We start from the raw sequence: 25984 nt of genomic DNA, 5'->3' as shown, positions 1-25984 counted from the left end.
CAAGCGATCAACTAACAAACCACTACCGTCTCGTAGCTTATATCGACAAAGAACGGATAAATAACTAGCCAAGCCATAAATATTTATGTTTACATCACTTAATTAGACTGGCGTTTATAATTTAAACAAATAATCTTATAGATGATAAAAAGGCATACTTAATTTAGATTCTTATTTTAAATAAATTTTTACATCTACAGGCTCAATATATGAATAATGAGAATTCAATTACTTCTGGTGGTTGCTTGTGTGGAGCTGTGCGGTACGAGGTTAAAGGGCCACTACGCAACGTAGTTAACTGTCATTGTAGTATGTGTCAAAAACTACATGGAAGTTTCGGCCCACATACAAAGGCTCGCAAGGTCAACATTAAAATAACAAAAGATGACGGGCTGGCGTGGTATAAAACATCAGAAGTAGCCCGCAGAGGCTTCTGCCAGCAATGTGGTTCAAGCCTATTCTGGGAACCATTTAATCTCGATGCAACTGGAATTATTGCAGGATCACTGGATGGCCCAACCGGGTTGAAAACTATGGGGCATATTTTCACCGGCGAAAAGTGTGATTTTTACGAAATCGATGACGAACATCCTCAATTCAAGGAGTCATCTGATGGGCAACTAGTCAATGACTACAAATAGGTTATTTTTTTGAGCCAGAGTGATAGGGGCATGTTTTCGGTAATGCGGCCTCGTTTTCAAGAGCTTAAATACCGCCTGCTCCAGCCCACCAGTTCCAAATAGTGATTCAGCTGGAAAAGCACCCCTTTCGGTATGTTCAAATACTCACCACCGTCAAATGGAACAGATTTTGGGATTATTACCTAAGACTACCGGACTGAATCGAAGTGTGGACAGGCTCCTCATGCGTCTTGACGATACTGCCACAGATTGAGCTGAGATCTGCATAAGCCATACAGGCACATCAAGTAAAGCTTAGGGCTTAAAACGCCCCCCTCCAAAACGCCAGCACAGTAGTCTTAAGCATTAGCTTGGCGAGTGATAGATTCGTTTGAACAGCTCATAAACCAGCTGATATCCATTAGACGCTCCCGCCATAGGGAGATGACTTCTTGTAGCACTTTTACTTCACAGTGATCAAGGGTATTGCCTCGAGGCTAACACTGGGAAAAACTGGAAGCTTTAAATAGATTTTACCAGGAGTAATTACCCCTGAAGGAGATTGCCTATTTGCAGATTTGGTGTTCACATAAAGCGCTATATGGTAGTGACTACTCATTAAACTGCAGACACCTAAGTCCATTTGTTATCGGACTGGTTTACCTAATGAACCTCTAAGATTCTACCCGGATAGTTGAAACATTATCATATTAGAAAAATATTGATTTCCAGAAATTCATATGAAAGTGAATGTTATTGAATTATTTATAACATCACTAGATAATTCCAGCACCATTTGGTTTTTTAATTCCAAACCAGTAACATCAAGAGGGATGTATATGTCTATTTTCTGGGTGGTTGATACTAAAGTAAGAGTTTTACCACAAAGCTCGCTACCTCAAGATGGTAGTACCTTCTACTTTGGAAGATCTATAGTTCCAGACGAATCTAAAGAAAGTGCTGTAGCTAGATTAACCGCCGCACTTGAAGAGGACTTCATGCTAGTTGAGGAGGTTTCCAACGTGACTACATATGATAGTCAGCAGTGGGAAACCGAAGCCGATGAAGACTTTGAGACCAAGGAATCTTATAAGGAAGCCCTCCAAACGGGAGAGATCGCATTCGGCTGTTTTTCGTCAGAGCTATCAATGGAGGATTAATTGTGACAAAGGGAGCCATGACAATAGCCGAAGGAAGTCAGGACAAAAAATTTAAAACCGATGCAACACTTATTTTAAACGGAGTACAAGAACATCAATATGTTCTTCGTACTGCTTTTGATTCACTGTCAGTTTGGAAAACCAAATATGCAGTCAGTGTATCGCCATTCTATCCCCGCCTAAAGACCAGCATTAAAGAGGCAGCTTTAATTGACAATGAAATCTGGGTTTTTGGTATAGATGGCACTAATTCAAACCATATAATTGACGCAGTAACAGTAGCCTCCCAATTCTATATGATTGAGCCTAGGGATATTCTTAGTAATATATATGTGAAAAATCTGAATGCCGAAGGAGAAGCCGGTCTTGAACTCAACTTCTTGGTCCAGCTGAATAAAGATTTATATAGAGCAACAACTGAGGCTATCATGGAGGCCTGCAGGCACTTTGGTATAAATAGTGAAGTAAATCTCCATGTATATAGCTCCAATATAAACCCAAAAATTCCTCAGAAAGATTTACATCAAGCAATGAAAGATGGAGGAGCCTCTTCAGTTGTTACAGACCCTAGAAATATGAAGTATAAGTCAGGAAACAACCTTGGTAGTAAGGGCGCCAATATTAGAACCAATATGCATGTGGCAAAATTAGAGTTTTAACTGTATCGACATGAAATATAAAGCCTGATCGATCTAGTTAGTAAATTATTTACAGCTAGTATATAAATTGGGTTACCAGGAACAATTTATGACCCCATAATTTGGAGTATGATCCAACTTAGGGAACTAGCTCCCCATCTGGTAACTCATTCTATTTGATTTACAAGTAAATGCTCTGAATTTATATTCATATCCTGAATAAAAGAGCGGGATTCAAACTACCGAAAGGAGTAGATCAGCCGGGCGCGGATTATAGGAAATGTCGAACACCATCTACCCAGTATTTATTGAGCGGAGAATTAGCTCTGCTCTGCAGCCTCCACTTATCCCACTAAGCTACAAAAAGAAACCTTTAAAATTTCAGTTGAAAAACATCCAGTTCATAGATGAGATGCCCAGCAATTCTATGGAGACTTTAGATCTCTATTAGCAGATTAATTACGCCCACATAACGGGATAAAACCTCCTTGTAAATAACAAGCACTGAATATTTCTTAGTGTTAAATGCACCCAGTTTTACGCTACTCTAGTATATTTGAACTCAAAATCTCCCCCACCAAATATAATCAGTAAAATTCCAGCTCCAAGTATTGGCAAATGCCCTATCAATTCATGAACACCGAGAATGGATGCGGTCAAAATGAAGAAGCTTAATACCGTAATGGTTGCCAACCGTGTTGACCACCCCAACAAGATAACCAAACCAAAGCAGAACTCAGCCATTCCCGCAGAAAAAACGAAGGTCAAATCGGAGAAAGAATGCCACCCCAGATTAGACATGAAGTTCCAATGATAGTGCTGCAGAAATTCAAGACCCAAGTGAGGATTGAGCCACTTATTGTGAACTGCCAGAGTCATAAGCTGAAGGCCTAGCCCGCAGCGTAAGGCAAGCAGTCCAAGATCTGGCTTTTGGTACAAAATAAATGCTAGTGAAAGCCCTAAAAATTCGAAGCCGTAATCAATCCAGATTGAGAATGGATAAGTAGCCATTATTGAGAGCAAAAGCGCGAAGATTAGATACCCGGAGCTTCTTAGGCTGACATCTAAAATTAACACAATACCAATTACCAGCTGAAACTCATTAACAAGACTTTGTGTGACAGAGAATTCCAGGTTAGGGGCCAGTAATACACCCGAAAAATAATTAAAAACAAAGGTTAACCCAATCAATGCAGACGTGATATGCCAAATTTTGTGACGACCAATGTCGGACCAGAGGTAGGGAAATTTATTAGATGCTCTGTGAACAGCTACTGTTTCAAGCGACTGTAAGGATCTGTTCACCATACAGTATAGAAAGCCCCCCAAAAGAACTAACGCATATATCCAATTCCACTCGAACTCAACTGCATTACCATCGTTTTGTACAAACCAGCGTACATGAGACCACGCAGGAGGAGAAACAAAGTAGCTCATAAAAGCTATAACCAGTAGAAAGCTGTAAGACTTCCTCCGTTTAAACATAATTATTACCTCAATGAATACTGCTTTTAGCCTACAAAAACCTATGCAGGCAGATCTTGCACCTGATCATATATAGTTCACGTATTTAGAGTAAATAAGGTAGCGTTCACGTTGCTAGGTACTTAACAAATGTGAAAAAAATAGCATTCTGAGGGGATTCTTTGTCAACCAAAAAAATTCTTGAAGCAAGTTCACAAAATGTGGAATCATTGCTCATTGGTAATGAGCACCAATAGATCTTAGCTATCTTGCGCGCGTCTAGAATGAGCATATTATCCGTCAGACAAATGGGTGAGCAACCACATAAGTCTATCTTTTATTAATAGTTTTACTAGAACCCAAAAGTGCCGGTTATTTATGATTGAATTTAAAAGATATACTCACATTGAAGACTTAAGGAGCCTCTGAATAACTCCGTAATGCCTCTGCGAGTCTTGAAGGCTGCAGATGTTAGGCACAGCTCGCCGCGAATGGCCGTAGCCCTTTGCAAGAGCTGCAACGCAGCAGGTGCGGCCTTCAAGGCCCGCCCTTCGGGGCTTGCAGAGCGATTCACACTCCGCGTTGCGACTTCTTGAAAGGTCTAGACATTCCTGCGAAGCCGCGTCTTGATTGTGAACCGCTCTGAAAGCCAGAGGTATCACGGAGTTATTCAGAGGCTCCTTAATGCTTTGCTATGCAAAATCATACAAAGATGACTCAATACTTAAAATACTAAAGGAAGGGGTAAATAGCACTAGTGAAGCAGAAGAGTTTTCTCTCTTTATTTGGCGGGTTGTTGATTCTATTCATGGTGACCAGGAAAACGAAATACAGATAATGAGCAGCGCAGGCAATCTTGAAATGTTACCTGATCTCGAATATGAAATATCAGATTATATGCAATCAGTAGGCTTCTACGATGTATGGTGTAGAGTGAGTAAACAGGCTTAATAGTACCAATACTCATTATTCAAGAATTGAAAATAGAAGCTCTACAAACCAGCTTAGTGTTGAGCTGACTAGTACAACTACCATCTCAAGCCTTTATCCCAACAATTCTGGGCACCCACAAAAGTAGTAGCTTCAAAGACAATCCATATTGATACCGCATAAAACGCTGAATCAAACTCTGCATAAATGGCCAGCCAAATAGGGGGTAACCAATGCCTATTCCACGCAGCGCGCAAATCTCATGAGTGGCCACTGCACTTACTTGAGTACATAAAGATGGCAAAAATATGGGGCCGGGTAAAAGATATGGACATCGTCTCAATTGGGGCGGCAAAAGCCAGCTGGCAGATTTCCCAAGATGCGGCAACTTATACCACAACAAGCAATTACAAGCCTGCCGTCCTTTATATCAATAAAAAGACCGCTTTGAACTGTCCTCCATAGCCAAGGCTAGCCTTGAGAAGCCAGGAGCAGACACCGCAACTCACTTCAATGCCATACCACTCACAGACTTAAACTGTTCGTTCGTCTACGAATATGTCGATTCGTCACTTTTTTAAACACCGAGATTACTGTCGCTATAAGCTAGGTCAAAACTCAATAGGAAAAGAAACTCTTATGAAAGTTACAGCCATTGCCTCCTGTTTACTATTAGCCTCAAGTAATAGCTTCGCCCTCGAAACCAAAAAGAATGACTACGATTTGAGAATCGACAATGTACAAATATTAACCAGCAATGCAGAAGGCTTTAGCGAGAAAAGCCGTATTTACATTCAAGATGACCGCATAGCCAGAATCACTCCAATGACCAGGACAGCTCTACCTGCCGAGAATACCCACGACGCACAGGGTAAATATGCGATACCGGGCTTAATCGATTTACATGTGCACTTAAGTGCATCTGGGTCAACGTATAAGAATTATCAGCATCTGCCGTTAGAAACCAACTTAAACAATCAACTCTATTATGGCGTTACCGCTGTCACTGACCTTCTGATGTCAAGCGAGATGATGCAATCCATATCCCAGTTGAACGATTTGGCTCCACTAGTATTTGCCTCCGGACCCGCCTTCACCAACCCTAGAGGTCACGGTACCCAATTCGGAGTGAAAGTTCATGAGATTGACAGTATCGAGCAAATCAGTGCGAGCTGGGATGCACATTTAAGTTACCAGCCAAAGTTGACCAAAGCCATCATAGAAACTTTTGATGGTACTGTCGTCCCGCTCTCAGATGATGTACTCAAAGAGATTGGAAAACGCTCCCAAAGCGCCGACTTACCGTTTTTTGTTCATGTCTCCACCCTGGAAGATGGGAAACGAGCAATCAAGGCCGGGGCTACTGCTTTAGCCCACGGTATTAACTTTGAACCAGTAGACAATGAATTTGTAAAGCTCATGCTACAAAACGAGGTTACCTATATACCCACTCTATCAGTCCTTCATAATCAGGCTGATGAACATGAAAATCAATCTATCACTCAATTAGACTTGGCACCTATACACCCAAAAATGAAGGACTGCCTGTTTAATGAAGTCCAGGCACCAACGGCCAGTAGAAAACTAGCCTGGCAGAAAAAATCTATCGCATATAATAACGTGATCAAGCTAGCTAAAGCCGGAATAAAAATTGGCGCTGGCTCTGACTCCGGCAACCCCTACTCGCCACACGGACTGGGCTTAATAAGCGAGATATTAGCCTTGCACAAGGCGGGTCTATCCAACCAGCAAATTTTACTCGCCACGACACAGGTTGCAGCAAAAACTTTGAATGCGAGTGAGAATATAGGGTCAATATCCCAGGGAAAACGTGCTGACTTTATTCTTCTAAACAAAAATCCTATTGAGAACATACAAGCAATTACAAACCCAGAAAAAATCTATCTTGGAGGTGTGGCAGTAGAGAGAAAACAGCTTATCGAGAAGAGTTACGCCACTCCCCCCATTGGTTCTAGTTGTGAATCTTCATCGGAGAAGAAAGGCCACAGAACATAAAAGAACCTCATAATGTCAGCACCCATTTAAATTGTAATTTATGGGTGCTGATACACACCTTTAGCTAATAAGCAAACATATCAAGCGGGCTTGAATTAAAACTATCTTATCTTATTTAATCCCAATATAATTGGCCAATCCAGAATAAGCTATGATAGCTATTGCTCATCAATATTTTATGTCAATACTAAAAGATCTCAAGCATCCTTTCTTCGCGAAATCATTTGTCGTCGTTCTATTACTAGATATAGCTTGCGTATTTGTTTTTTTTGAATCAGGAGATATAAGCTCGGTTAGTAGTGCTCTCACTGGTGCTCCGATATGGTTTGTTTTCTTTTATTGGCTACCCACCTGGTCCACAGCTCTCATTGTATTGCGCCTTAGACGCAGAGGGTATCATTCATTATTAATCGAGTGGATGATCCTGGTAGTCCATATGACTATCGGCAATCAGTGCGTTAGCTGGTTTATAGAGTACGCCTTTAATGTCGAAGGCGGCTTGAATATGGGACTGGGCATTATCTTTAATGGGCTAATGTGGGCTACCTGTTTATACTGTTCTTACGCCATGCTGGAATACCGCCATAAAGCCTCTGAGCAAAAGCTCGCCATGCAGAAAGCAAAATTACAAACATTACGTTATCAGCTAAATCCACACTTCATGTTTAACAGTCTTAATACTATCTCCTCCTATATTCATAGCGATCCAAACCTTGCTGATGAAGTTTTACATAAACTAGCAGATATTTTGAGATATTCTCTCGACACTGGCGAGCTAGAAGAAACTACAATCAAAGAAGAAATTGAACTGATTAATAAGTATTTAGAAATAGAAAAAGTACGTTTTGGTGATAACTTGAAAGTAGAGATTACGGTAGACCCAAGAGCCAGTGATATCTCTATCCCTCCCCTATTATTACAGCCAATTTTTGAGAATTGCTTCAAACATTGCCGTACAATAGAAAGCTTACATATTCAATGTCGCATTTACTTAAAGAATGACAAGGTAATTATTGAAGTCTCAGATAACGGATATGGATTTCAGGAAAGCGTTCTTAGTTTTATCCACTCACAGGGAACTGGAATTCATAATTTGCGCCAGCGCATTGAGCTACGACCAAATGGAAAACTTACTCTAAGCAATAAAAGCGGTGCCCACGTTAAAGTTGAGATGTCTGTATGAATTTAAGGGTCATTATTGCCGAAGATGAAGCACCGGCAAGGAATAAATTAAAAGCTCAGCTGGCAACTATTAACTCTATTGAATTGGTTGCAGAAGCAAAATCTGGACTGGAAGCATTAACATTGATTGAGGAGTATCAACCACAACTACTACTGATGGACATTGAAATGCCTCATCTTAGTGGATTGGATGTGCTAGATGCCCTAACTTACCAACCCTATATTATTTTCACAACTGCGTATTCTAAATTTGCCATTGATGCTTTTAACCACGATACAATAGATTACTTGCTTAAACCCTTCCCATTGCAACGCTTAAAAGCTGCCATTGAAAAAGCTGAGAAGCGAATCAAACTTATTCATAACAGTACTCGGGTAGGGGGTGATTCGATAGCACTAAAGCGCCTCGTAAGTAAGTGCGATGATCGCATGACCTTTATTGATCTGAACGATATTTCTTATATTAAGTCTGAACAAGGTTCAATTATTGCTCATACAGAGAAAGGCATCAAACCCTTACAAATGGGCTTAGATCAACTGGAGCAAAAGCTTAATCCAGATCAATTTCTACGCCTACATCGTAGCTATCTGATTAACCTGGACAGAGTCTCGGAAATTCAGCGTTATTTAAATGGAAAATTGGCGGTGATTATTGATGACGAACAGAAAACCACTTTAATATCTAGCCGATCCGGAGCCGATAGATTGAAAATGATATTCGAGCAGGGAAGCTAGAAATCGCTATTTGTTTCTTTATTCTTACATGATTAGACCGTGCTTACACCATAAATGGAAATCGGGCTGAGTTTAATCTGGAATACTGGCAAGTACGTTCTTGATACCACCTCATAAGCACTATCAAGTAATCATTCCAACATCATAACTCATATCGACAAAGATAAAGTGCTGAACCAATTTAATACATTGGTAAAGAAACAGAAACCTTTAAAACCGGCTCAGCATTTCTTTAAGTAAAAACAAGAGTTTCGATATTCAATTATTCAAGAGACTCTTCAAATTCCTTTTTGCTCTCTAAATCGTAATAAAGGATATCACTCCAATACAAACCCACCGGAGGCTCACTCTCAACGTTGTCAAATTTATCATTGAACTGGAGCCCATAAAATGGACTTAAAGCAGATTCTGAATTGTTTTCTGCTGCACTCTTTACAATATCAGCCGATACCTTTGGGTCTTCAGGAAGTGCATCAATAGCTGCTCCAGCTTCACGGCAAGCGATAATTTCAGATTCAACGTAGCCACGCAGGACTGACTCTTCAGAGTCATCCATACAGTCGAGCTCGATAGTCTCAAGCAGTAGATGCCTATCCTTATGCTCTTGAAGGAATTCTAACGTTTCATTTAACATTGAATCCGGCAGATCCGTAATGTCTTTGCTAATAACTCGCAGAACTTCAACAAATTTCTTTAACCGCGCAAATCCTGCCTCAAAGTCACTACTAATAGCATAAAGTTGAGTTTTATCATCAGGTGAATCGTCCTCAAAGCCATCCGAGACCAGTGACGCGCACAGATTGGGATTCCCGGACATTAGTACACGGTAGGTGAAGGGAATACTATATGGCCATTCAGATAAGCCTGAGATAGTCTCGGGGCGGTCTGAATAGGATTTAGGTTGATTACTAAGGCTATAAAGATAAGAACGATTTGCCATTTTGAGGCTCCCTATAAATACTGCCAACGGCACAACTTTATCGCTGTCATGCCTTTTCTGCTTAAGAAAACTATTGGATTGAAACTTCCTGGGCTAGGAAAGTCGAGAGTGAAGTTAACTATGTGTGCTTACCATCCAGTTAGTTGCTAATAACCATCGGTTCATTCGTAAATTGAGTAGATGGATAAGTTAGGTACTGACCGCCAGCGTTCTATTTCTGTTAGAACTAGACTCTACCACTACTGAGCCTGATTATGTACAAAGGGGCTTTATTTTAATGATATTTTTCAGAAATTGATTTTAATCAATTTCAGCTTGGAGTTTTTCTAACTGTGCCGTAGCCAGAGCCATTCAACTTTACCCCTGTAAATAGCTCTGGTCACCCGGTAGATTATCAAACCACAACCTGCCTTAACCTGAACTTTAAATTACTCACGCTATACATGTAACTATTACTTACTTTTTCTACCCTCTGTCTTCGTTCATTAAGTCTACCTTAGTTACCAGGCTCCTATTATTCGGGACACTCCCTTTCTTCCAATACCCCACCCCTCTTGATTGAGTATTCTGTATAACTTCCGGTCATTATATCGAGAATTTGTAACCAGGAATAAAACAGCGCTTTTTCAGATTTAGCAATTTCTTCTGCCAGTTCCTTTGCGGATTCCTCTGTGGGTGCAGAATCCCTAAAGCTTTTTGCACCACCATTCATTAAATGAACCCGCTCTGCAAAAATTGCGAACCGATTGATTTTTCTTCCCATAATTTGCTCCTTATCCATAAAAACAGCTTAAGTCCTTACATTCCTAAGCTGATACTTCCATCCAATTTATACTTCGCTCAACTCCTCGCATTTGCGCCAGGGTCACCTCTAACTCCTCGCGTAGATTCATCTCCACTGATACCGAGAAGCTGCGCACGTATTTTGTATAATTAAGGATACAGATAGCGTACATTGGCCGGTTGTTATAACCCGATCGGTAACGGCAGATCCGGATCGGCTCCCCGTCAATAGTGATATTTCTGGCTCCCATTGCCACCTCCACTCAACATACTGTACATGCATACAGTATACGGTAAGAGGTTCAGGAACTGTCAAGTCACTATTGCCGCCAGTCCACGCGCCACTCCGCCCATATCGTCCTTCTGCACGCAAAATTACCAGTGTTATCAAGGAGTTTGGCACGTGGGGAATTACCGCTTACGCCCATATCCGCAGATATACACTTCCTGTGTATTGGCAACCCAGTCGTATAAAGTGCTGGGACAAGCCATAGGCTGTATAAGAAACGATCAGCGATCTATTTTTTGATTAAAAAATGATTAACAAGGCTTGAGGTGAGGGAACACCGGTGAGTAGTACACAGGCTACACCGCTCAACTCAATGCAAGGGAGAAGCAGAGGGGTTGTCGTAGAACAATGTGTATCCTGCTAGCTACCAGGAGTATTTGGGGAATGCTTGGGTAGTCAGCCTTTAGGAGGGTTTTGCGGTACCTCTAAGCTCTCTAGGCTTTTAGCCAGCCAGTCTTCATACCAGTTAAGATAGCTACTAGACCAAGGCTGTGGCTCCCGGTAACTCTGAGTAACCCATACTTCCCCACGATGAACACCGTTAATAACTAACATAAATTCAATACCACAGCCTATTTCTGCAATATCAATGGTGCCTTCTGACATCGGGTATTCATCTTCATCATCCTGGTAGTAGTGCGGAAGACCCTCTACATTAGCACCATAAGAATCCGCAGCCCCAAAACCAATCTCAAGAAGAAAGGCTCGAAACTCCTGCGGTAAAGAAATGTTGTACTGTTTCTCGATACCGTTAACTTCTTCCTCCGAAAACCGACGGAAGTTATATTTCCAGCGCTCTGCACCAAAGAGAGAACAATCCTGATCCAAACCACTCAGCCGTTTAAGTTGTTGTTTGATGCCCAGAAGCCGGCTTTCTATATCTTGTGTACTCATACCGTCTATATTTTAAATGTTTATAAGTTTCAATACTTTCTAGATTATATCTTTTAACTCAACAGCTGAAGCACCTACTCCACATCCTGCAGCACTGTAACCTAACGAAGAGTGAGATTACTTCAATTTGTGCCATTTCGTAAATCTCAATTCGCGACCATAATTACTGCGATAAGAGCCCCAAAAATAAAATAGAAAAATACAAACCACCCTTAAACTAAGATACCTACTTACTTACAAAAATCAAAAGAGATATTTGCGATGTATACCAGTGATTTAATTTAGCCAATTTAATCTAGATCAACCATGGGCCCAACAATATCAAACTCAAACAGCAGGTAGCATATTTTAAAACCTTAAATACAGCTGGAAAGATAGGCGCTGAAATGATCTTATTGGAATTTATTCAGATTGTTTTCAGCAACAAAACTGCGTAAGGTAAGTGAATATTTCTCGATATTTTGATCGCTGTTGAGCAGTGTTATTTGTGAGAAAGTCGAATTCAAAATATTGCAGAACTTTATAACTTGCCTATTCCCTCAAAGGAGAACGGTAGCGTGACATAAAAGTAAGTAAAAGTCGCTGACCCAAGGTGCTACCAACACCAGGGGCCAGCTAACCAAATTGATAAACGACCTATCAAGATGGCTGTATGGATGATACGCTAGAAACCCGCTCGCCTTCAATAAAGTGGAGCACATTCAGTAACTTGAGGCAATTACTCAGGTTCTGGCAGCGTTGTGTCCGTCTTTTCTACTTTTATGCCTACCGCTCCCGTGCCCCACCCCGCCTTCACTCTTCAACTTTCTTTCTAAGCTTTCCCATTGCGGGAAGGCTACCCATGGTTTGAGTATCATTAGGGAATAATATATGTTGATTTTGACTCGCCGAATTGGCCAAAACCTCAGAATTGGGGCTAATGTCTCAATCACTGTATTGAACGTTAAAGGCAATCAAGTACAAGTAGGAATAAAGGCCCCCAAATCTTTAGCCGTCCACCGCGAAGAAATTTATAACCGTATCCAGAGAGAACAGAAGATAGGCAAGTAAAATCTGTAAGCGGAAAACCTGGACCAATTATTGGGGGCAGAGCCGAGTAAGCTAAGGAGTTACACTGCCACCAATTATTGGCCTTTCGCGGGAGCAATCATACTTACCGTCAAGAACCCAATCATTTTGAAACTTTGGGATTATCACGAATTGGAGATACGCCATCTTCGAAGACTATATGTCGTCTTCGAAACTTCTTATCCTGAAGGTATTCCGGCTGGCTAATTCGATCCATTCGAAAATGGCGAAAGTCATTGCGAGCAGGGTCCCAAGCTACCAGATACCATAAGGGTGGCAAGATCAACATAGCTTGCGGTTCAACAACACGGCTAGTTACTGCCCCTTTTGCATCACGATATTGGAAGCTCAGGTATAGTCGCTGAAGAAAAGCCGTTTCAAATGTAGGCAGTAGTAAGGGCGACATCTCTCCGACATTAGATACGTCTACCTCCGGCGAAAGCTTACCGATGTACAGGCAATCCATAAACCTGCGTAAATCACGCACCTTATCAACGGGTAAAGCCTTCTCTATTTTTGCCAGCCCGGCATCCGCAAGATCCGAAAAGGGCAAACTCCCTGCTGCACGCACGGATGCAACGCTAATAAGCAACGCAAAAATCTCAGCGACCGAGAGCCGAGCTGTAGTTTGAACCGATTGCGGATCAAGTTGCAGGCCGCCCCCAGGGCCAGGTTCAGAACGGATAACAAAACCCTCATCCCGCAATGAGCTGATATCACGCAGCACGGTGCGCCTGGATGCGCCAACTTCAGCGGCTAAATCGGCAATCGTCAAAGTGCCCTTTCGCCGAAGGCTTCGCACTATGGCGTCTTGTCGGAGACGTACATTCATTTTACACAGACATTAATAAATGGTGACAGTTTTTGGCACCATTAGATTCTAGCCTATGCACTCACGATCCAGCAAAGGGATGTTGAAGTTGGAACAACCCTTAAGGATAGAGAGCGGAGCCTGCTGGTAAACAGCAGCTCTCAAGGCCTCCCCAAAAAAGAGGAAGTAAATTGTCTAGAATACCCGATTTCCCCACACCTACTCTTATCTCAGTGAATGGCATAGAGCTGGAGGTCTTTGAAGCGGGCCAACAGAACACAGGAAACCCCGTTGTGCTTTGTCACGGATGGCCGGAACATGCCTTTTCCTGGCGCCACCAAATACCCGCTCTCGCCGCAGCGGGCTACCACGTTATCGTTCCCAATCAGCGAGGCTATGGCAACTCATCCTGCCCAACGGAAGTAACCAGCTATGACATCGAACAATTAACCGGCGATCTAGCTGCACTTCTGGATCACTACGGATACCAAGATGCAACCTTCATCGGTCATGATTGGGGTGCAATGGTCGTTTGGGGAATAGCGCTATTACATCCAAGCCGTGTTAATAAAATTATAAACCTCGCACTGCCCTATCAAGCCCGAACAGAAAAACCTTGGATCGAGATTATGGAGGAACTCCTTGGGAGCGATTATTATTTTGTGCACTTCAATAGGCAGCCAGGTGTTGCGGACGCAGTGTTGGACAAGAACGCTTCCCAGTTTCTTCGTAATTTGCTCCGCAAAGACGTACCTCCTACACCGCCGGAGCCTGGTATGGTAATGATCAATCTCGCGAGAGCAGTATCACCGCTTGGTGCCCCCTTGCTGAATGATAGTGAACTGGCTGTATTCGTTTCCGCATTTGAAAAAACGGGTTTTACAAGTAGCATAAATTGGTATAGAAACCTGGATCGCAATTGGCACATCTTGGCAGATGTAGACCCAGTTATCCAAAAGCCGACCCTTATGATTTACGGCGATCATGATTTGATACCTAGGTCTCCAGATATCAAAGATTTCGTTCCCAATGTAGATGAGGTGAACCTTAATTGCGGCCATTGGATTCAACAGGAAAGACCGGAAGAAACCAATCAAGTGATTTTAAACTGGCTGGAACAACAATCCGCTACTTAGTATCCATTTTTCTAGAAAATTTCCTTTCTGATTATCCACACAGAATCCCGCAAAGAAGGCGTTCACGGTAGGATACCCACTGTAAAGTGGCCGTCTGGGGATAGCATGTGCATATATGCGAGACATGCTACTTCATAAGGCCACTGCTCAGCACTATATATCTCGACACAACTCATCAGATACTGATAAATTGGCTTTGCTGCCGAGATGTTCCTCACCTCTAATTTTGGCTGACAATCATCGCTTAAGTATGTAAAACTAGTGGCTTAATGCATCCACCCTGATGCAGGCAGATCATAACTTCACTGTCAATTTCAGAATTTTATAATAACTGGATTACCAAATGGAAAAGGTTGCCATATTTGTTGATGTACAAAATGTTTATTACACATGTCGACAAATCTATAAACGAAACTTTGATTACAACAAGTTTTGGCGGAAGGTGACAGGGGGTAAAAAAGTTGTTAAAGCCATAGCTTACGCCATCGACCGTGGTGATAGAAAACAGTATGAATTTCAAAACATCTTAAGGTCGATTGGTTTCGAAGTGAAGTTAAAGCCCTTCACCCAAAGATCCGACGGATCAGCCAAGGGCGACTGGGATGTGGGCATAACTATTGATGCTATGGAATATTCAAGCTCGGTAGATACAGTGATTTTAGTGTCAGGAGATGGCGACTTTGACATTCTTGCCCATAAGCTCAGGTTAGATAGAGGCAAGAAAGTTGAAGTATATGGTGTTCCGGAATTGACGGCTGGAGCATTAATTAATGCGGCGAGCAAATTCACTCCAATTGAAGATAGGTTATTGCTGTAATAACTACCAAGGCTACTAACTGGTGTTCAGTGGCCTTAAAGAAATTTCACTCAAAATAACCATCTAGTCACTTATGTGATTTTAGAACAAATACCTATGCTATTAGTCAACAGACAAGTCTATTATTGGCTTTTATACTATCTAATTACACCTTAGTAAGGCTCAAGGCGTCAACAAATGAAGAGCTCATTAGTTATAATTTTGACCCTATTCTCTATGGCTTCTATAGCAAGAGGGGATGTAAATAATTGCCCTAAATTAAATCTCAACATTCCTGAATCTAAAGCCAACCCAGTAATAAAGGTCGCACCACTGCGTCCAATAGGCACTAACAGGAACTTACCCGTATGCGTAGTCGTGTCCTTTAGACTGGTGGAGAAAACGACGTCTGAAGGAGGAGGTCTTGTTCCTGGGGAAATAAAGATCGAAGGTTCATCTGATAAAGCATGGGATACCCCCGTTAAAGTCGCCGTATCAAGATGGCTTTACCTTTCAGAAGGTATCGACTATCGTGGGCGTCAGTATGTGATCTATAAGATTCCCTCACAATCCCCATAGTCAAAAACTAGAAAAGCTAAATGGTACCGTTTAGAGATTTTATGCGTATATTGGTACTCTTGATTACACTTATCCCCGCAGCAGTTTTTGCAGGAGGTATAAATTGTACTAGCGACGGAGACTCAGATCGCTATAAAAATCAGCTCAAAAAATTCAATGCTCAGCTACTATGCGGCCTAAGTCCTGAGTATGTTGCAGGATTTCGTATTGTTTTTGCTCCATCATTCGGACAAGCCAAGATAACAACGGTTTACCAACGCCATGACGGGACACTAGATGTACATGGTAAATATCCTCTATCGTTATCCCAGTACAAGGACATGGTTTCCCAATTTAAGGATCTCAACCTCTTTAAATTAGAAAGTTATGATAGATTAATTGATTTGTACTGTGCCAAGCCTCCAAAATTATCAACGAAAATAGATTCCTCCGAACCTAATAAATGCCCTTTGGGGCTCGATGGGGAGACCGTTTATATTGAGGCTGCCTATGGAGGCCAAAAAAGGGCCGTTCAGCGCTGGAATGGACTAAGTGTTGCTCCCTATGTGGAAAGGGACTTTAGTAGAACTGCAAATTTTCTCCTAAATATACTTGACTCTGAAATTAAGGAATAATTTATTTTTATATATACTCAATGAGAACACTTAAGATTCTATTATTTTACTTTAGGGAGTGGAAAGGATTTAGCCTAATAGTTCTCCTTCTATTACTGGTGTTACTTCATGTTATTAACCTTGCCAGTAACACCGAGAAGGTTGTAAAGCAAAATGGTACAATCAAATCAAAGTTTTATATTGGTCGCTCCAATGCTGCTCACATACCAAAATACCAATATCAAGTAGAGCTGAAGAATCGCAAGGTGATTGATGTGGGCAGCGATATGAACCTACACCCAGGTGATACGGTTTGTATTGCAAGCATCACTTATAAAAATAGCTTGAGAGTCGCCCAATATACCATAGAGACTTCAAACGGCTGCACCGGTGCACAGTAATCGGCGTTGCGTAAGAATCTAATTTTATGTTCCGACTAACTCCACGAGACTCTAGCCGTTGAGCTTTAGGCGTCAGCTCAGAGACCCGCTAATTCCCATGCCTATCAATCCTTATATTAGTTTCTTTACCTTAACCATATTAATAAACTCAGCATGGTGATAGGTGCGCCTAACTTATTGATATTATATGCTTTTTTAGTGGTATTCAGGGTATATGAAGTATTACCCCTGTTACCAAATGCTATGTTTCTAGGGTCGCGTACAATCTACGGAGCCAGAGGGCATCAGCAATGGCTATCAGAATCCTTTCTATCGATGGTGGAGGAATCCGGGGAATCTTGCCTGGCCAGATACTGGTGTCCCTTGAGCACAAGCTAAAGGTGAAATCAGGCAATCCTGACGCCAGGATAGGCGAGTACTTCGACCTGGTGGCCGGAACAAGTACCGGTGCAATATTAGGTGCCGCCTACATCTGTCCTAACAAGCAAGGAAAACCAAAATTTTCTGCCCAGGATGCTGTCAGCCTCTACCTTAAGGAAGGCGAGAAGGTATTTGGCTCAGGCTCATGGCCTTTTCTAGAAAAGTTAAAGTTATTGAAGGAGGAAAAGTACTGCTCCATGGAGTTGGACAGGGTTTTATCGCAATTCTTTGGGAAAATGAAACTTAGTAATCTATTAAAGCCCTGCTGCTTTGTTTCCTATGATATCAAAAAGCGGGAACAAATCATTTTTAGGCAACATTGTGCCATAGTAAAGAATGAAGACTTTCTGGTTAAAGACCTTCTACTCGGAAGCACCGCGGTACCAACCTATTTTGAGCCAGCACGTATCTTTTCACTACCTCCATCCAACAATAAATATGTTTTAATTGATGGCGGCATGGTAGCCAGTGATCCTGCTTTATGCGCCTACTCCGAAGCCATCAAATTCAGTGGGGTCTCTGGGATGAAAGATATGGTTATTGTATCTCTGGGTACCGGCAGGCAACTTTCAGGATACAAATACAAGGAGGTTAAAGATTGGGGGATACTCAATTGGGCAAGGCCCGCCATTGATATCGCCGTAAATGGAAGCGCGCAAATGGTTCATTACTATATGAAGCAAATTTCTTCTACCGTAGAGAATTCAAATTACTACCGGATACAACCAAAGCTTTACGCTGCTGACTCATCTATGGACAATGCGACACCAGAAAACCTGAAGAAGTTAAAAAAAGCGGGAGAAAGGAATGCAGAGTATTTTGATAAAGAGCTGGAAGAAATAGCTACTATATTAGTCAACAACCAAGGGAGCCATAGGTATCAGTAATGCTACCGATCGGGACCAGCGCTGACTTTATCAAATTACAGCTATAGAAAGTCATTCTACTTATTAGAGCTTAGGTATTTTTCTCTTACCTGATTAATCATACCTCCTGCTTCCAACACTTCAATTTCGTCCTTAGCCAAATCACTCCGCAAGTTAATACATTCTCCTGATGATTTAATTATTAATTTAATTGAACTGTTTGACTTTATCTGTGCAATTGGATTGTCAATTTCAAGAGCTACCCCCTGTTGAAGAAGATTGTAATCATCAAAATTCTCAAATAGCAATGGCAGCACACCGAAGTTAATAAGATTACGCCGGTGTATACGGGCCATACTTTTTGCAATTATGCACCTTACCCCAAGAAAGCGTGAAGATACTGCCGCATGCTCACGGCTGGAGCCTTGTCCATAATTCTCACCACCGACAACAAAACAGTCTCCATTGAGCTTCACTGCCCGATCATAAAACGATTCATCGATTCGTGAGAATGTATAACGGCTGATGGCGGGGATATTTGAGCGTAGCGGTAAGATTTCTGCTCCAGCAGGTAATATTTCATCTGTGGAAACATTGTCCCCTGCTTTCAGCAATAATGGGCCAGTTAAAATTTTCGGTAGCTTTTCGAAATCAGGAAGGGGCTTGATATTTGGCCCTTTAATTAACTCCACTGCTACTGGGATTTCTTGAGGTGGCTGTAATAACGGACGTATATCAGGTAGATATTCCGGCTCATGGAAGCTGGGGTAGTCCATATCCAGGTCACGAGGGTCGGTGATCACCCCTCTCAACGCACTGGCAGTGGCTACTTCGGGACTGCACAAATAGACTTGGTCATCTGCGGTGCCGGAGCGGCCGGGGAAGTTGCGAGGGACTGTACGTAGGCTGATACCACCACTGGCGGGAGCCTGCCCCATGCCAATACAGCCGCCGCATCCTGTCTGATGCAAACGAGCTCCAGCTTGAAGCAATTTTGTTAGATCGCCGCTCCGACTGAGTTCTTCGAGCAACTGACGTGAGGTCGGGTTAATGTCAAAGGAAACGTCATCGGCTATTCGGCGACCTGAAACCATACGTGCCGGTATCGCAAAATCTCTCAATCCAGGGTTGGCAGAAGAGCCTATATAGCTCTGGTAGATCGAACGGCCCGCCACTTCTCGGACCGTCACAACTTTGTCTGGGCTTGATGGGCAAGCAATTAGCGGCTCGAGAGTTGATAAATCAATAGTATCTTCTTCGTCGTAACTCGCGCCTTCATCAGCCTTCATCTCGACAAAGTCACTTTCACGATGCTGCTGTCTAAGGAAAGCTCTCACAGCCTCATCCGCAGGAAAGACGCTGGTAGTGGTACCCATCTCCTGCCCCATGTTGGCGATCACATGGCGATCCATCGCAGTCAAATGGGCTAGACCTGGGCCGTGATACTCAACAATCTTGTTGACACAGCCCTTGACGGTCTGCCGACGCAACATTTCCAGAATGATGTTCTTAGCGCTAATCCATGGCGGCAGCTCACCTTCGAGCTTCACACCGAGTATTTTGGGCATTTTCAGTGCAAAAGGGACGCCTGCGATGGCCATTGCTACCTGTAAGCCACCGGCTCCAATCGCCAGCATCCCCATAGAACCCGCTGCACAAGTATGGCTATCGGCACCAAGTAACGTCTTACCAGGCACATCGAAACAAGCCATCTGTACTGGATGGCTGACACCATTACCGGGCCGCGAAAACCAAATTCCAAATTTACGACAGGCACTTTGCAGGAATATATGATCGTCGGCGTTTTTAAAGTCCGTCTGTAACAGGTTATGGTCTACATATTGTGCTGAAAGCTCGGTCTTGATTTGAGACAAACCAAGTGCCTCAAGCTCCAACATGATAAGTGTTCCCGTCCCATCCTGAGCTAGCGTCTGATCTATCTTTATCTCTATTGGGCTGCCAGGCTCCATTGATCCACTCACAAGGTGGCTTTGGATAAGTTTCTGCGCGAGATTCATAGGCATAAAGGGGTACCCGGTGAGTGAGCTGGAGCTTTCTAGTATTGATGTAACTAGATCTTGATCATTGTAGCTCTAGGGAGCCTCTGAATAACTCCGTGACACCTCTGGCATGCAGAGCGGTTCACAATCAAGGCGCGGCTTCGCAGGAATGTCTAGACCTTTCAAGAAGTCGCAACGCGGAGTGTGAATCGCTCTGCAAGCCCAAAGGGCGGTCCTTGAAGGCCACAGCTGCTGCGTTGCAGCTCTTGCAAAGGGCTACGGCCATTCCCGGCGAGCTGCGCCTAACATCTGCAGCCTTCAAGGCCCGCAGAGGCATTACGGAGTTATTCAGAGGCTCCCTAGCTTCCTCGGCTGAAGCACCGTTATAGCTGCAGGACTATGTAAGCGCCAATGCTATACCCCCGGACTCTTAGTAGCCCTAACATACGCTAGAGCTACCTGAACCGTTTGCTTCCGCAGTTTTGTAATCTCTGGCAAGTGACTGAGTAAATGCTGCTACATATACTCGATAGGGGGTAATCACTATTAGATAGGGGTTTAATCAGCCAAAATAAAAAGTGTTCTTCGGAAAGATACAATTTTCCAAGATTGGCAATTGCTTATGGATTCAACTCACACACAATTATATTAATTTTCTTCTCCACAAGCTGCCCTGTATTACTTTCTCCATACTCACTGTGCTTCCCACGGGATACAACTTTAAATCCAGCATCAGACAATTGGGCACAAATATCACCCTCATCAAACAGCCTGAATCCATATTGAGTGAATGGTAGATTTTGCATAAAAGATTTATCGCCAAAAGCCAGGCATAACTTTCCTTTAGATGCTAGTACTCTGGAGATCTCTGCTAGATGAGTTTTTAGGGTGTCCCAAAAGTATATTGTGTGTACGGCTAGAATCTTATCGAACTGTCTATCGGCAAACGGCAGGCTTTCTGAGCTACCAACTAAAAAGTCCATTTGCCCCGACTCTATATATTCAAAATTTAGGCCTTTTGCGGTTGCAACCATATCACTCGACCAATCAATACCGGTATAGCGGACACTAGATCCCTTACGAATTACGTCGACTGCAAATTTGCCATTGCCCGGACCAATTTCTAGAACAGAATCACCATCTACCACATTGAGAGCTGTTAAAGCGGCAAGATTCGTTGCTTCATTCGCTTTGTTCATTTGCTGCGCGGTTTCTGAAGCCAATGTACCAGATGGTTTTCTAAGCTGCTCAGCAACGAGCTTTGGATCTTTTGACATTACTATTCCTTCAGCGTCAAAAATAGAATACTAACCAGACAACCGGTTTTTTTGAATATAAATATAAAATACAACTTACTCTACACTACGCTATTGCTCAACCTCTATATTGATTATTTTAGGAAAAAATTAGACGCAGATAGAACATTTATTTAGAAATTCTGCACATACTTTTGGGCCTTTAGCGCAATGCAAATCAATTCAAAATAAAAATATATTTTATAAGTACCCTGTATTGCATGCATTCTGAGGGTGTTGTAATAAGCAAGTAAGCTCTCACACCTGACATCCGATCCTCCCTTTTCCGGATAGAGATTGCCCCTTAACCATTCCCTATGATGCATCCTCTCTTGAGATAGGCTGCGTAAGGACATGTGGGTATTTATTGTGACAGGATTAAGGTATTCGGGCTTTCAGTAAAGGTTTAAAGCTAATTTCATTTATTGAGTTTAACAATAAGAAAGAGTAAATATCTGCAGCTTAATTTGGTTTAAGTTTATCGGACGCTACCTTAGGACAATATATAAGAAGCTATATCTTTAACCACGGGAAATAGCTATTCAATTGAAAAATTTACAATAAGTATTGACGGTTCAAACCCAATGAACCCTTAGGTTTGACCTATTAGCTTGACCTGTAATGAGATACATATTTGCATAATTCTAACAGTATGGCTAGGATGCTGCCAACCATTAACCCTACCACCTAAAACAGAAAATCCTCTTAATTTAGGTATAAGTACATGAGGATAGCTATTTGAATCCTAGGTCACTTTTCTTTTGGTTCTGCGGCTTATCGGCAATCATTATTCTTGGATTTACACCAAGTTATGTTATGGCCTACGGAAACCTATCCACAATGCATCACATCCATGGAATAGTTTCCCTTCTATGGATTGGAATCATGTGTTTACAGTCTTATTTAATGCTCAAAGGGAGCACATCTCTTCACAAATATCTAGGTTGGCTGTCAGTTGTCGTTGCCACAATATTTATAGGCACTTCATACTGGGCATTTTTCAGCACTATTGAATCAACCTTAGAGAAGAGTGAAATATTTAAACTTGTATATTGGGTTGACTTATTCTTATTACCACTTTTTGTATTCTCTCTGTTATCTGGGTTCCAGTACCGAAAGTCTCCCCAAAAGCATATGCTCTGCATGATGCTGAGCTTGGTAGCTATACTACCGCCGGGACTAGGAAGGCTTATCTACGGTTTATTCCTATTTCCCTTCAATGCTCCTATTAGGTATTTTTACGAGCCTATGATGCTAACCACCATAGGAATACTAATATACTTAGGAATTCGTGAGAAATGGAGATTTGGTCAAATAAAAGTGGCTCTTGGGGTAACGACATGCTCATTTATCACTTCCTATTGGGTAGTCAATATGGGATTTTTTGAGAGTGGGGTAAGATGGATTTTGAGCACTTAATGTTGACTCCATTTTGTTCCACTAACAATTTATCTCATTAAATATTGGGACATTATTGACGGCATGCTACTTCTTAATTAGACCAATAACTAGCACGCTATTCCCAAAACTCCATCCTTTCGCATACCAATAGAAAAGAACAGATCAAAAATCCAACTACAAAGATAATAAAGATAGTCTTGGAACTATAAGGGCGGTGATTTACTCTACCTACAGGACCTTTAACCCAAAGCTATTTTATACGCACTCAACAAGGAAGCAGAGATGTCAGGCAGTTATCCAAGTAAAATTAAGGAATTACCTCTCTACGATGGTCGCTTTGATGCTTACAAGCTTAAGGCAGAAAACAGTGATGTTCTTTTCGCATCATATCCAGCTGGAACGTTCATTCCACCCCATACTCATGACACAGATAATCATGGCGTTATCACAAAGGGGGAACTAATACTCACCATGAATGGTGCCACCCAACGGATTGGCATTGGACAGTGGTACCATGTACCAGCACATGTAGAACACTCTGCGACATTTGATGTCGAAACCGATGAGATCGAATTTTGGTTTAAAGATAAATAGGATTAAATTTCTACTACAGATCAATTTACATGTATAAAACTATAAATCTTGAAAATTAAGCTATTAAAGGGTAGATATAGTTTATTAGCTTAAGATATCGTTTTGGATAAAGATGTTACTTGGAGGCGCGATGATGATCCTAATACTATAGCCACCGGGGATCTTTATCCCGTAAACAGCCCTGAATCATTGGATAAGGGAATAATTTAAAATAACCGGTTAATTTATAGGCAATTACACTAAACAGCCTAGAAATATATGTGGAAATTCATACTTGATTTTATAAATGGTGCTCTTGGTATAAGTTCCATTGAAAGTGGTGAGAGAATACCCCTAGAGGAAGAACGCTTTCCATCCGATGGAATCGTACGCGCCCCCTCTTTTGATTCGATTCCGCACAAACAAGAACCTTTGTCCGGCTCAGTCCGCCCAAAAGAACTTGGTGAGGTAGTAGAAGTCATGGTTGGTGTTGATTATCCAATTTACGGTGGACAAACGATACTCGTTGCCGATTTTGGAACTTACACAATTGAGCTGCCCAGCCCTTGCAGCGGAATAGTCGAAGAGATTCTCATTAAGCCCGGTAGCTTGATAGGTAGCGAAACGCCTCTATTTAGAATACGTAGACCAATATAAAAGTTAACCAGATATAACAATAAGATTAAAAGCTTCCTAAAACCTAAAGGTCCTACCTAAAAAATTAACCACATTCAGATAGTTAATGAGTCTTTAATCTTCGAGTAGATATTACACCACCAACCGGCTAGCAGAAATACGAATCATTTCTCTTTGGAGATTCTGATAGCTATCCCCTAAACCCTACACTTCCTCGCCATCTCAGAAATTGTCCTGCAATTTTTAAAGGTAAATAGCAAGACTTCAATCTCGCCAAATCCAGTGCATTCAATGTATAGGCCAAGTTCTGAATAATATTTGAAAAAATATTTTGTGACCAATTCTGGATATTCTAAAACTCCACAGCTTTTTTCTTAAATCATGGTATCAGCCGAACGAGCTTCCCTATATAGTGGCGCCGCCTAACTTTGATTAAAAATAGGTTAGTTGTCATTGTTTTTTGAGATGTGGGAGAGATACCAAAGTGATTAAGAAAATTTTTTCGAAAAGAGATCTAAAGCTTCCAATCGTTGGCGGCTTGATAGCGGCAGCAAGCTTGCTATCAACAACTGTATCGGCAACGGCCGAAGTTGATATAAATCAATTACGTCAACAATCAAAAATTATGTTCGGCACTCTCTCAGAAACTATGCCAGGCAGTGAGAATGACACCCCAGCGATGGTTGAGCTTGGAAGAACACTGTTCATGGACGAACGGCTTTCAGTCAATGATAGCCAGTCCTGTAACAGCTGCCATCAAGTAGGGAACTACAACGGCTCGGGTGTCGACAATGAAGCGACATCACCGGGAGCTTTACCTGGTACCAAGGGTGATCGAAACTCTCCAACGGTCTGGAATTCCGGATTTCAAGTGGCTCAATTTTGGGATGGTCGCGCAGAGGACCTGAAGGAACAGGCCAAAGGTCCAATTCTAAACCCTGTAGAGATGGGAATGCCTTCAGAAGAGGCTGTTGAGGCAAAGATTTCAAAAATTGCCGAATATCAAGAAAGTTTCAAACACGCCTTTGGTAAAGAGAATGCTATCTCTTACGACAATATTGCTGAAGCCATAGCTGCGTTTGAGCGCACACTGATTACAAATGATCGTTTTGATGATTTTATAAATGGTGATGACCAGGCTATGACACAAAGTGAGTTAAAGGGCCTGCAAACCTTTATCAACACTGGTTGTTCAGCATGCCACAATGGCGCAACCTTGGGTGGAAACATGTACCAGAAGATGGGGCTGGTCAACCAATATCCACACCAAGAAGATTTAGGTCGATATAAAGTTACAGGCCTTGAAAACGATAAAATGATGTTTAAAGTTCCAATGTTACGCGACGTAAGCAGAAGCGCTCCTTACTTCCACGACGGGCGTGTAGAAACCATCGAGCAGGCAATTTACGATATGGCTTGGTACCAATTGGGACAGAAATTAAGCACACAACAAGTAGATGATATTGCAACTTTCCTAAACGCTTTAGAACATCAAGCTCATTAAACTATTTCCCACCCTTCGGGGTGGGCCCCTTTCACTCTAATCAATTTTGGCTAGGCTCGCGGGTTTTCATTCACTAGCTCATTGATAACTTATAACCATTCAACCTTGCGGATACTTTGTGTATCAGCCACACTCAGAGACAGCATCCAGTAGACTAAATGGTTTCCTGATTGCCGACCAGCTTATAATATTTAGCGCTCCACCAATACTTATATCAAGCCAGTAAATTGAAATCCTAGGGAAATGTGCAGGCT

General features: G+C 42.1%; 25 protein-coding genes. 17 read left to right on the top strand and 8 right to left on the bottom strand.

What is annotated here, in order from left to right; all coding sequences use genetic code 11:
* Positions 1-209: 209 nt before the first annotated feature.
* From QT397_08830 to QT397_08820, 3 genes are all read left to right on the top strand, one after another.
* Complete coding sequence (locus QT397_08830; GenBank protein WNZ57425.1) at positions 210-641, top strand: GFA family protein; 432 nt, start codon at positions 210-212, stop codon at positions 639-641.
* Between the two features lie 719 nt (positions 642-1360).
* A complete protein-coding gene (locus QT397_08825; GenBank protein WNZ57424.1) occupies positions 1361-1780 on the top strand; it encodes a hypothetical protein in 420 nt (139 codons plus the stop codon).
* 2 nt (positions 1781-1782) lie between these two features.
* Positions 1783-2439 (top strand): hypothetical protein, encoded by a 657-nt coding sequence (locus QT397_08820; protein WNZ57423.1) that lies wholly within the window; start codon positions 1783-1785, stop codon positions 2437-2439.
* Between the two features lie 516 nt (positions 2440-2955).
* Here the strand turns inward: QT397_08820 and QT397_08815 are convergent.
* Positions 2956-3855 carry a hypothetical protein gene (locus tag QT397_08815; protein WNZ57422.1) on the bottom strand — a complete coding sequence of 300 codons (900 nt, stop codon included), beginning with the start codon at positions 3853-3855 and terminating at the stop codon, positions 2956-2958.
* Positions 3856-4566: 711 nt separating this feature from the next.
* On the opposite strand from QT397_08815, the gene QT397_08810 reads away from it, so the two are divergent.
* The 5 genes from QT397_08810 (at position 4567) to QT397_08790 (ending at position 8745) form a co-directional block, all read left to right on the top strand.
* Complete coding sequence (locus QT397_08810; GenBank protein WNZ57421.1) at positions 4567-4833, top strand: hypothetical protein; 267 nt, start codon at positions 4567-4569, stop codon at positions 4831-4833.
* Between the two features lie 276 nt (positions 4834-5109).
* The gene (locus QT397_08805) at positions 5110-5277 is read left to right on the top strand and encodes a hypothetical protein (GenBank protein ID WNZ57420.1); all 168 of its coding nucleotides are present in this window, start codon (positions 5110-5112) and stop codon (positions 5275-5277) included.
* 174 nt (positions 5278-5451) lie between these two features.
* The gene (locus QT397_08800; protein ID WNZ57419.1) at positions 5452-6828 is read left to right on the top strand and encodes an amidohydrolase family protein; all 1377 of its coding nucleotides are present in this window, start codon (positions 5452-5454) and stop codon (positions 6826-6828) included.
* A gap of 151 nt (positions 6829-6979) precedes the next feature.
* Positions 6980-8011: a histidine kinase gene (locus QT397_08795; protein WNZ57418.1), complete on the top strand. Its 1032-nt coding sequence runs from the start codon at positions 6980-6982 to the stop codon at positions 8009-8011.
* A complete protein-coding gene (locus QT397_08790; protein WNZ57417.1) occupies positions 8008-8745 on the top strand; it encodes a LytTR family DNA-binding domain-containing protein in 738 nt (245 codons plus the stop codon). The genes QT397_08795 and QT397_08790 overlap by 4 nt, the downstream gene beginning before the upstream one ends.
* Before the next feature lie 262 nt (positions 8746-9007).
* Here the strand turns inward: QT397_08790 and QT397_08785 are convergent, their stop codons facing one another.
* The 4 genes from QT397_08785 to QT397_08770 all read right to left on the bottom strand — a co-directional run bounded on the left by QT397_08785 (position 9008) and on the right by QT397_08770 (position 11651).
* A complete protein-coding gene (locus tag QT397_08785) occupies positions 9008-9685 on the bottom strand; it encodes a hypothetical protein (GenBank protein ID WNZ57416.1) in 678 nt (225 codons plus the stop codon).
* A gap of 514 nt (positions 9686-10199) precedes the next feature.
* Complete coding sequence (locus tag QT397_08780) at positions 10200-10466, bottom strand: hypothetical protein (protein ID WNZ57415.1); 267 nt, start codon at positions 10464-10466, stop codon at positions 10200-10202.
* 25 nt (positions 10467-10491) lie between these two features.
* On the bottom strand, positions 10492-10719 hold the full coding sequence (locus QT397_08775) for a hypothetical protein (protein WNZ57414.1): 228 nt from the start codon (positions 10717-10719) through the stop codon (positions 10492-10494).
* A gap of 434 nt (positions 10720-11153) precedes the next feature.
* Positions 11154-11651, bottom strand: coding sequence for a hypothetical protein (locus tag QT397_08770; protein ID WNZ57413.1), 498 nt, complete (start codon positions 11649-11651; stop codon positions 11154-11156).
* An 870-nt stretch (positions 11652-12521) separates the two neighbouring features.
* Here QT397_08770 and csrA point away from each other — a divergent pair.
* Entirely contained in the window at positions 12522-12701 is a 180-nt protein-coding gene (gene csrA / locus QT397_08765) for a carbon storage regulator CsrA (GenBank protein ID WNZ57412.1), read from the top strand.
* 121 nt (positions 12702-12822) lie between these two features.
* On the opposite strand, the gene QT397_08760 is transcribed toward csrA, so the two are convergent.
* The gene (locus tag QT397_08760) at positions 12823-13551 is read right to left on the bottom strand and encodes a WYL domain-containing protein (protein WNZ57411.1); all 729 of its coding nucleotides are present in this window, start codon (positions 13549-13551) and stop codon (positions 12823-12825) included.
* Positions 13552-13721: 170 nt separating this feature from the next.
* On the opposite strand from QT397_08760, the gene QT397_08755 reads away from it, so the two are divergent.
* The 5 genes from QT397_08755 (at position 13722) to QT397_08735 (ending at position 18342) form a co-directional block, all read left to right on the top strand.
* A complete protein-coding gene (locus tag QT397_08755) occupies positions 13722-14666 on the top strand; it encodes an alpha/beta hydrolase (protein WNZ57410.1) in 945 nt (314 codons plus the stop codon).
* A gap of 343 nt (positions 14667-15009) precedes the next feature.
* Positions 15010-15483 (top strand): NYN domain-containing protein, encoded by a 474-nt coding sequence (locus QT397_08750; GenBank protein ID WNZ57409.1) that lies wholly within the window; start codon positions 15010-15012, stop codon positions 15481-15483.
* A 599-nt stretch (positions 15484-16082) separates the two neighbouring features.
* Positions 16083-16655, top strand: a complete 573-nt coding sequence (locus tag QT397_08745) for a hypothetical protein (protein WNZ57408.1) — start codon at positions 16083-16085, stop codon at positions 16653-16655.
* 20 nt (positions 16656-16675) lie between these two features.
* Positions 16676-17035 (top strand): hypothetical protein, encoded by a 360-nt coding sequence (locus tag QT397_08740; GenBank protein WNZ57407.1) that lies wholly within the window; start codon positions 16676-16678, stop codon positions 17033-17035.
* Between the two features lie 290 nt (positions 17036-17325).
* The gene (locus QT397_08735) at positions 17326-18342 is read left to right on the top strand and encodes a patatin-like phospholipase family protein (protein WNZ57406.1); all 1017 of its coding nucleotides are present in this window, start codon (positions 17326-17328) and stop codon (positions 18340-18342) included.
* A gap of 56 nt (positions 18343-18398) precedes the next feature.
* Here QT397_08735 and QT397_08730 read toward each other — a convergent pair whose 3' ends face one another.
* A complete protein-coding gene (locus tag QT397_08730; GenBank protein WNZ58527.1) occupies positions 18399-20339 on the bottom strand; it encodes an aconitate hydratase in 1941 nt (646 codons plus the stop codon).
* A gap of 602 nt (positions 20340-20941) precedes the next feature.
* Positions 20942-21598, bottom strand: a complete 657-nt coding sequence (locus tag QT397_08725) for a class I SAM-dependent methyltransferase (protein WNZ57405.1) — start codon at positions 21596-21598, stop codon at positions 20942-20944.
* 1701 nt (positions 21599-23299) lie between these two features.
* On the opposite strand from QT397_08725, the gene QT397_08720 reads away from it, so the two are divergent.
* The 3 genes from QT397_08720 (at position 23300) to QT397_08710 (ending at position 25730) form a co-directional block, all read left to right on the top strand.
* Complete coding sequence (locus tag QT397_08720) at positions 23300-23611, top strand: cupin domain-containing protein (GenBank protein ID WNZ57404.1); 312 nt, start codon at positions 23300-23302, stop codon at positions 23609-23611.
* 258 nt (positions 23612-23869) lie between these two features.
* Positions 23870-24247 (top strand): hypothetical protein, encoded by a 378-nt coding sequence (locus tag QT397_08715; GenBank protein WNZ57403.1) that lies wholly within the window; start codon positions 23870-23872, stop codon positions 24245-24247.
* Positions 24248-24710: 463 nt separating this feature from the next.
* On the top strand, positions 24711-25730 hold the full coding sequence (locus tag QT397_08710) for a cytochrome c peroxidase (protein WNZ57402.1): 1020 nt from the start codon (positions 24711-24713) through the stop codon (positions 25728-25730).
* Positions 25731-25984 lie beyond the last annotated feature (254 nt).

Origin of the sequence: Microbulbifer sp. MKSA007, assembly GCA_032615215.1 — a bacterium.
Taxonomy (GTDB): domain Bacteria; phylum Pseudomonadota; class Gammaproteobacteria; order Pseudomonadales; family Cellvibrionaceae; genus Microbulbifer.
Note: the sequence above shows the minus strand (reverse complement) of the source record. Positions and strands in the feature narration are given on the sequence as shown.

Bases quoted from the DNA above. Each gene is read 5' to 3' on its own strand.
- QT397_08780 (WNZ57415.1), bottom strand. From the start codon at position 10,466: ATGGATAAGGAGCAAATTATGGGAAGAAAAATCAATCGGTTCGCAATT.
- QT397_08720 (WNZ57404.1), top strand. From the start codon at position 23,300: ATGTCAGGCAGTTATCCAAGTAAAATTAAGGAATTACCTCTCTACGAT.
- QT397_08790 (WNZ57417.1), top strand. From the start codon at position 8,008: ATGAATTTAAGGGTCATTATTGCCGAAGATGAAGCACCGGCAAGGAAT.
- QT397_08785 (WNZ57416.1), bottom strand. From the start codon at position 9,685: ATGGCAAATCGTTCTTATCTTTATAGCCTTAGTAATCAACCTAAATCC.
- QT397_08815 (WNZ57422.1), bottom strand. From the start codon at position 3,855: ATGAGCTACTTTGTTTCTCCTCCTGCGTGGTCTCATGTACGCTGGTTT.
- QT397_08750 (WNZ57409.1), top strand. From the start codon at position 15,010: ATGGAAAAGGTTGCCATATTTGTTGATGTACAAAATGTTTATTACACA.
- QT397_08730 (WNZ58527.1), bottom strand. From the start codon at position 20,339: ATGAATCTCGCGCAGAAACTTATCCAAAGCCACCTTGTGAGTGGATCA.
- QT397_08830 (WNZ57425.1), top strand. From the start codon at position 210: ATGAATAATGAGAATTCAATTACTTCTGGTGGTTGCTTGTGTGGAGCT.
- QT397_08825 (WNZ57424.1), top strand. From the start codon at position 1,361: ATGAAAGTGAATGTTATTGAATTATTTATAACATCACTAGATAATTCC.
- QT397_08745 (WNZ57408.1), top strand. From the start codon at position 16,083: ATGCGTATATTGGTACTCTTGATTACACTTATCCCCGCAGCAGTTTTT.
- QT397_08795 (WNZ57418.1), top strand. From the start codon at position 6,980: ATGATAGCTATTGCTCATCAATATTTTATGTCAATACTAAAAGATCTC.
- csrA (WNZ57412.1), top strand. From the start codon at position 12,522: ATGTTGATTTTGACTCGCCGAATTGGCCAAAACCTCAGAATTGGGGCT.
- QT397_08770 (WNZ57413.1), bottom strand. From the start codon at position 11,651: ATGAGTACACAAGATATAGAAAGCCGGCTTCTGGGCATCAAACAACAA.
- QT397_08740 (WNZ57407.1), top strand. From the start codon at position 16,676: ATGAGAACACTTAAGATTCTATTATTTTACTTTAGGGAGTGGAAAGGA.
- QT397_08715 (WNZ57403.1), top strand. From the start codon at position 23,870: ATGTGGAAATTCATACTTGATTTTATAAATGGTGCTCTTGGTATAAGT.
- QT397_08735 (WNZ57406.1), top strand. From the start codon at position 17,326: ATGGCTATCAGAATCCTTTCTATCGATGGTGGAGGAATCCGGGGAATC.
- QT397_08800 (WNZ57419.1), top strand. From the start codon at position 5,452: ATGAAAGTTACAGCCATTGCCTCCTGTTTACTATTAGCCTCAAGTAAT.
- QT397_08775 (WNZ57414.1), bottom strand. From the start codon at position 10,719: ATGGGAGCCAGAAATATCACTATTGACGGGGAGCCGATCCGGATCTGC.
- QT397_08805 (WNZ57420.1), top strand. From the start codon at position 5,110: ATGGCAAAAATATGGGGCCGGGTAAAAGATATGGACATCGTCTCAATT.
- QT397_08810 (WNZ57421.1), top strand. From the start codon at position 4,567: ATGCTTTGCTATGCAAAATCATACAAAGATGACTCAATACTTAAAATA.
- QT397_08725 (WNZ57405.1), bottom strand. From the start codon at position 21,598: ATGTCAAAAGATCCAAAGCTCGTTGCTGAGCAGCTTAGAAAACCATCT.
- QT397_08760 (WNZ57411.1), bottom strand. From the start codon at position 13,551: ATGAATGTACGTCTCCGACAAGACGCCATAGTGCGAAGCCTTCGGCGA.